This is a genomic window from Haloimpatiens massiliensis, assembly GCF_900184255.1.
GTDB classification, from domain to species: domain Bacteria; phylum Bacillota; class Clostridia; order Clostridiales; family Clostridiaceae; genus Haloimpatiens; species Haloimpatiens massiliensis.
The window spans coordinates 634,044-640,597 of sequence record NZ_LT854639.1 but is presented as its reverse complement, the minus strand read 5'-3'; the positions used below and the strand labels follow the sequence as shown (position 1 = coordinate 640,597).

Sequence of the window (6,554 nt, the reverse complement as noted above, 5' to 3'; positions counted from 1 at the left end):
CCTAAATTTAAGAAAAAGAAAAATCAAGATGTTAAAGCTTACTTTCCAAAGAACAATAAAACAGATTGGACTATTGAAAGACATAGAGTTAAAGTACCAACTTTAGGTTGGATTAGATTAAAAGAATTTGGATACATTCCAGTTAACTCCATAGTTAAAAGTGGTACAGTAAGTCAAAAAGCAGATAGATATTTTGTTTCAATTTTAGTTGAAGAAGCTATTAAAGTAGATAATAAACCTTATTCAGAAGGAATAGGCGTAGACCTTGGACTAAAAGATTTTGCAATTTGTAATAATGGCTTAACTAAAAAGAATGTTAACAAAACTAAAACAGTTAAAAAAGCAGAGAAGAAACTAAAACGTGAGCAAAGAAAACTTTCAAGGAAATATGAAAGTTTAAAATTAAGAAATAAAAAAGAGAAAGGAGAAGCTACTCGTCAAAATATCCAAAAACAAATAGTCAAGGTACAAAAACTTCATCAAAGACTTACAAATATAAGAACTGATTACATAAATAAAACAGTAAATGAGTTAATAAAACAAAAACCAAGTTTTATAACTATTGAAGATTTAAATGTAAGTGGAATGATGAAGAATAGACATTTAGCTAAAGCGGTTGCTGGGCAAAAGTTTTATGAATTTAGAATTAAACTTATTTCAAAAGCTAAACAAAATGGCATTGAGATAAGAATAGTTGATAGATTCTATCCAAGTAGTAAAGTGTGTAGCTGTTGTGGAGCATATAAGAAAGATTTAAAACTATCTGATAGAGTTTACAAATGCAGTTGTGGGCTTTCTATTGATAGAGATTTAAATGCTTCAATAAATTTAGCCAATGCTAAAGAATATAAGATAGCTTAATTAAACAAGCACTTATATATGTACCCAAGGCTATTTGGGGAATTAACGACTGTGGAGTGCTATACAAACTGTAGTAGCTTAGGCAAGACAGAGTACGTTGAAGCAGTAAGAATCTCAATATGGATACATTTGACCATGTTTTGAGTAGCAGATTATTTATGAATGGATTCTATAGGAATTATGAAGTTAAGAGAATAACTACAATGCTTATTATATTAAATATAATATTTTGTATAGGAGCATATTTTTATACTGTAAATAAGGTAAGAGATTTTTCAAACAAAATAGTAAGTCAAAATGCTGCAGTGGTAGGTGTAGTACTTCAAAAACATCCTGATTTGGAAGAAGATTTAGTAAAATATTATACTCAGGGGGTATCTAAAGACATGTATGTTAAAGGGGAAAAACTATTGGAAAGCTATGGCTATAGTGTAAAAACTCCTTTAGAAAATATGCCTATTATAAAGGACATGCATGAAATTTTTACAAAAATTAATTTGTCTACTATATTATTACTTTTTATATTTACATTTATTATAATAATAAGAGAATATAAATATATATTTAAAAAAATAAGTGTTATATCAAAAGCTTCTGAAAGAGTAGTAGAAGGAGATTTTAAAGTAAAAATTATAGAGGGGAAAGAAGGAGAATTTAGTATATTAGCTCATCAATTTAATTTAATGTCTGAAAGATTAGAAAATAGTATAGAAAATTTAAAGAAAGAAAAGTATTTTTTAAAAGAAATAATTTCTGACATATCTCATCAGTTAAAAACACCTCTAGCGTCTCTTATGATTTTTAATGAGCTTTTTATAGAGGGTTCTATAAAGAATGAAGAAGAAAAAAACAAATTTTATATTAAAAGCAAAAACCAATTAGAAAGAATGGAGTGGCTAATTAAAAATTTATTAAAAATAGCTAAGATTGAAGCTAATGCCGTAGAATTTGAAAGTACCTATAATCCTATTTTACTTACAGTGAATAAGGCGTTGGAACCTTTAAAGGTGAAGTGGGAAGGAAAAAATCAAAGGATAAATATAGATGTAAAAAGAGATATAAATCTTAAGCACGATGTGAATTGGACAGCTGAAAGTATAACAAATATAGTTAAGAATTGTATAGAACATACTGGTGAAGGGGGTCAAATAAATATAGTATCCTCAGAAACTCCTATTTATATAAGTATCGTAATTAGTGACAACGGTTCAGGAATAGCCAAGGAAGATTTACCTCATATATTTAAAAGATTTTATAAGGGAAAGAGAAATAAGAACAGTGATAGTGTAGGTATAGGCCTTGCATTGTCTAGAAGTATTATAGAAAGACAGGGTGGAAGTGTTGAGGTTAGGAGTGTTGAAGGGGAAGGCACTGAGTTCACTATAATATTCCTCAAAGGAATCATATAAGAAAAGTGTGAAGCGATACATTGAAGAAAAATCTGATTTTAATTCCGTAATAAATGTGTAATTTGGGACTGTTCACAATACGCCAAGAACTTCTAAATGTCTCACAGTTAAAGAACCTAAAGCTTTCAAACTCACTCGTTCCTCGTTCAAACATGAAAGCTTCTTAACGGTTCTTTAACTGTGAGACATAAGAAGTTCTAAGGCTAGTTCAATAGTCCCCAATTCCACATTTATTACTACATTAAAATGAGATTTTTAGTTTAATATGTATGTGGTTTGGGAGGAGAAAACTACTAAAGGATGATTTTCCTCCTCTTCGCTATGGAAAATCTTTAATTTATAAAAAGAAAGTGTTCATGATATTTTTTTAGGCGAAGCCTTTCGTTTAAGTCCTAATTCCCGGTTACTAATAATATTTTGCCGTAAGGCATCGGCTTGTATAAAACTTAAATTTGTAGGGCAGACCAGTTAAGAGGTAAAAAGTAAGAAGTAATAGTTAAGGATAAAACTCAAAGAGTTTTTTATAATTAATTTATGAATAAGTAACAAGAGAACAGCTAGTAAAAGCGAGTTTGAAAGCTTTAGGGTATTAAAATTTGAAAACATTAGAATTTCTTGGCGTATTGTAAGCAGTCTTAAAAAATATATTTATTGTGGACTTAAAGACAGATTTTTCTTGCAACACTTGCTTCGTAATTTATTCTCTTTCTTACGAAATTGTAAGAAACAAATTCACTTATATGTAAGAAATACCTGTTATTATAAAAGTATAAGGTTAAGAGAAAATAAACAGGAGGAATATATATGGAGATTTTAAAAACTACCGGTCTTACTAAGACATATGGAAGAGGAGAAATAAAGGTAGAAGCTTTGAAAGAAGTTAACATATCTATAAATAAAGGGGAATTTGTGGCAGTGGTAGGAGCTAGTGGATCGGGGAAGAGTACTTTGCTTCACATGCTTGGAGGTGTAGATAAACCAACCTCTGGAGAAATTGTTATAGATGGGGTTAATATTTCTAAACTTAAAGAAGAACAATTGGCTATATTTAGAAGAAGAAAAGTTGGATTTATATTTCAATTTTATAATTTGATACCAGTTTTGACAGCAGAAGAAAATATGGTGATGCCACTTCTACTAGATTATAAAAAGCCAGATGAAAAATATATGAATGAACTAATAGAGATATTGGGATTAAGGGATAGATTAGATCACTTACCATCACAATTATCAGGAGGTCAACAACAGAGAGTATCCATAGGGAGAGCATTAGTTTATAAACCTTCCATAATACTTGCAGATGAGCCTACTGGAAATTTGGATAGTAAAAATTCTAAGGAAATTATTGAGCTTTTAAAGTTTTCTGTAAGAAAATACAATCAAACTCTTATAATCATAACTCATGATTTAAATATAGCTTCTCAAGCAGATAGAATTATTCATATGGAGGATGGAGTTATAGTTAAGGATGAGGTGATAAGATAATGAAGAGTTATTTAGACATAACTAAGAGGTATCTTAAAAATCAAAAGAAGAGGACTATACTTACATCTGTAGGGATAATACTTTCAGTAGCTTTAATATGTGCAGTAGGAACTCTTTTAGTTAGCTTTAAACAAAGTGAAATAGAATCTGTTAAAAAGGATGAGGCTAACTATCATGTAAAGTTTGGGAATATAGATTATAATGAAATTAAAAAGATAAAAGCTCATATGGATACAGAAAAAATTGGTATTGTAGGGGATTTGGGCGAGAGTAAAATTTATGAGGCTACAAAGGAGGAAGTCGAGGAAGAACAAATACCTAAATATAAGTATATAGAAATTGAGGAAGTGGATAAGGAAGCATTGGACATGTTACCTACTAAATTAAAAGAGGGAAGGCTTCCTAAAAATTCTAATGAAATTGCCATACAGCAGTGGGCTTTAGAATATCTTCCAAAGGGTACAAAGATAGGAGATAAGATAACGTTAGATTTAGGTCGATTTCTTGAAAAAGAAAATGCTTCTAAGAAGGAAGAAGAGAAAAAAGCAGAAAGAAAATATAAAGAGGGAATTAAAAAAGATTTTATATTAACTGGTATAATAGAGGATAAATATTATTCACAATACAATGAAGCTGCTAGAGGAATAACTTTTATTGATAAATATAAAAAAGATGGAAAATATAATGTATACACTCAAGTAAACGAGAAGAAGGATATTAAAAAATACGTAAGTGAGGTTAAGGGGAACTTATCTTTATCTAAGAGTGAAAAAGATAATCTAAATGTAGAATATAATAGTTATTTATTGACTTTAGAAGGAAGAGGTTTGAATGATGTCACCAATGACGCTTTAATAGAAATAGTTGCTTTTGTGATTTTTATAATAGTTATATGTACCATATTAGTTATATATAATATTTTTCAAATATCTGTTATAGAGAGAATAAAACAATTTGGTATATTGCGATCTATGGGAGCTACACCTAAACAAATAAGAAGGGTTGTTTTTAAAGAAGCAGCAGTTTTAAGTTTGGTATCTATTCCTATAGGACTTGTAAGTGGAATATTTGCAATGAAAATATTATTTATAGTAATTACAAAAATTTTAGGAGATATGATAGAAATAGAATTTATAACAGTGGTATCACCTAAGGTATTGGTTATAAGTTCATTAGTTGCATTAGTAACTGTATATATATCATCAATTAAGCCAGCTTTAACCGCTTCTAAAATATCACCATTAGAGGCTATAAGAAATAACTTAGGTAAGAAAAAAGGAAAAATAAGAAGAGTAAAAAGTAACTTATTAGTAAAGAAAGTATTTAAAGTAGAAGGCGAAATAGCTTATAAAAATATAAAAATAAACAGAAAAAGATTTGTAGTTACCATAAGTTCTATGGTTATAAGTATAGTTTTATTTATAGTGTTTGGTAGTATGATGAGTTTTGGTGAAGAGTTTAGTAAGTTTAAAGAATTTTCTTATCAAGATTATAGTTTAAGCAAACAAGCTACAAAAAATAAAGGTTTTTCAAATAAGGATTATGAAAAAGTTAAAAGTATAAAAGGAGTAAATAAAGTACACAGACTGTTTATAGGGCAAAATTATTCTACAGAAATTCCAAAGGAAAAGGTAAATGAAATTTATATAAAAAGCTTATCTGAAGATTTACCAAATGAAAATAAAAAAGCAAAAAATATTAAAGTAGTTACAGAATTTAGGGGATTCGATAGTGAACAGCTAAAGCTTTGCAAGGAAAAGCTTATTAGTGGAGAAATAAATGAAGAATCAATGAATAAAGAAAGAGGAGTATTAATAGTACAAAATTCAGTGGTATATGATGGAAAAGCTAAAAAAACTTCTATGATTAATATTTCAAATTTAAAGGTTGGAGATGAAATAAAAATAGGAGAAGATAAAGGGGAAAATTCAAATATTAATAATAAGGTAAAGGTAGTTGGAATACTAAAAGAGAGTCCTATAGGTAAGTTTGTACCAGACGGAGCTATGTATGTAATAGCTACAGAAAATTTATTTAAGGAAATTGGAAAAGATAATAGTTTTCATTATATGGACATAATTTTAGATAAAAATGCTGATAGGGAAAGTGTTACAAAAAGCCTTAAGGAATTTACTAAAGGGGATAAAAGAATATCTCTTGCGGATACTAAAGAGATGTTAGAAGGTATGAGAAGAACAAATTTAACAATGAAAATATCCTTATATGGTTTTGTATCTGTTATAGCATTAATAAGTAGCTTAAATATAGTAAATACAATAAGTACCAATTTAATGCTTAGAAAAAGAGAAATTGCCGCATTAGAAGCTATAGGAATGACAGGAAAACAAGTAAAGAAGATGGTTTATTTAGAAGGAGTTCTTTATGGCATTATAAGTGCTATAATAGGATCTTTAATAGGAAGTGGACTAAGTTATTATTTAGGAAAAATGATTGGAAATGTGAGAGGGTTCCAATGGACAATACCTTGGAATTTTATAATTGTGGCTATAGTAGGCTGTATGCTCATTGCACTAATTTCATCCTACTTCCCTCTTAGACGTATAAAAAATGAAAGTTTAATTGACAATATAAGGATGGAAGAGTAATTTTTAAATACCTAAAAGGCATAAATTTTATTTAATTTATGCCTTATTTCATATTTGATTATTATTCTAATGAACTATTTAAATAAAGATTTTTAGTGATTTACAATTTATTTTCGAAGGGTGATTATTGGATATTAGAGATTTACAAAATACTATTCTTAGAAAAGGAAATGTAGATATTATAAAGTGAATT

The 6,554-nt window shown here is 28.5% G+C and carries 4 protein-coding genes; all 4 read left to right on the top strand.

Features of this window, described 5'->3' with window-relative positions:
• The coding region (locus tag C1715_RS08145; protein WP_102399993.1) for an RNA-guided endonuclease InsQ/TnpB family protein at positions 1–861 on the top strand (861 nt) is incomplete at its 5' end.
• Positions 862–980: 119 nt separating this feature from the next.
• A complete protein-coding gene (locus C1715_RS08140; RefSeq protein WP_102399992.1) occupies positions 981–2,270 on the top strand; it encodes a HAMP domain-containing sensor histidine kinase in 1,290 nt (429 codons plus the stop codon).
• Between the two features lie 804 nt (positions 2,271–3,074).
• Positions 3,075–3,755, top strand: a complete 681-nt coding sequence (locus tag C1715_RS08135) for an ABC transporter ATP-binding protein (protein WP_102399991.1) — start codon at positions 3,075–3,077, stop codon at positions 3,753–3,755.
• Positions 3,755–6,361, top strand: coding sequence for an ABC transporter permease (locus C1715_RS08130; protein WP_102399990.1), 2,607 nt, complete (start codon positions 3,755–3,757; stop codon positions 6,359–6,361). Before C1715_RS08135 ends, C1715_RS08130 begins: the two co-directional genes overlap by 1 nt.
• Positions 6,362–6,554 lie beyond the last annotated feature (193 nt).

Excerpts from the sequence above, each read along its gene's own strand:
- C1715_RS08140 (WP_102399992.1), top strand. The coding sequence starts at position 981 with ATGGATACATTTGACCATGTTTTGAGTAGCAGATTATTTATGAATGGA.
- C1715_RS08135 (WP_102399991.1), top strand. The coding sequence starts at position 3,075 with ATGGAGATTTTAAAAACTACCGGTCTTACTAAGACATATGGAAGAGGA.
- C1715_RS08130 (WP_102399990.1), top strand. The coding sequence starts at position 3,755 with ATGAAGAGTTATTTAGACATAACTAAGAGGTATCTTAAAAATCAAAAG.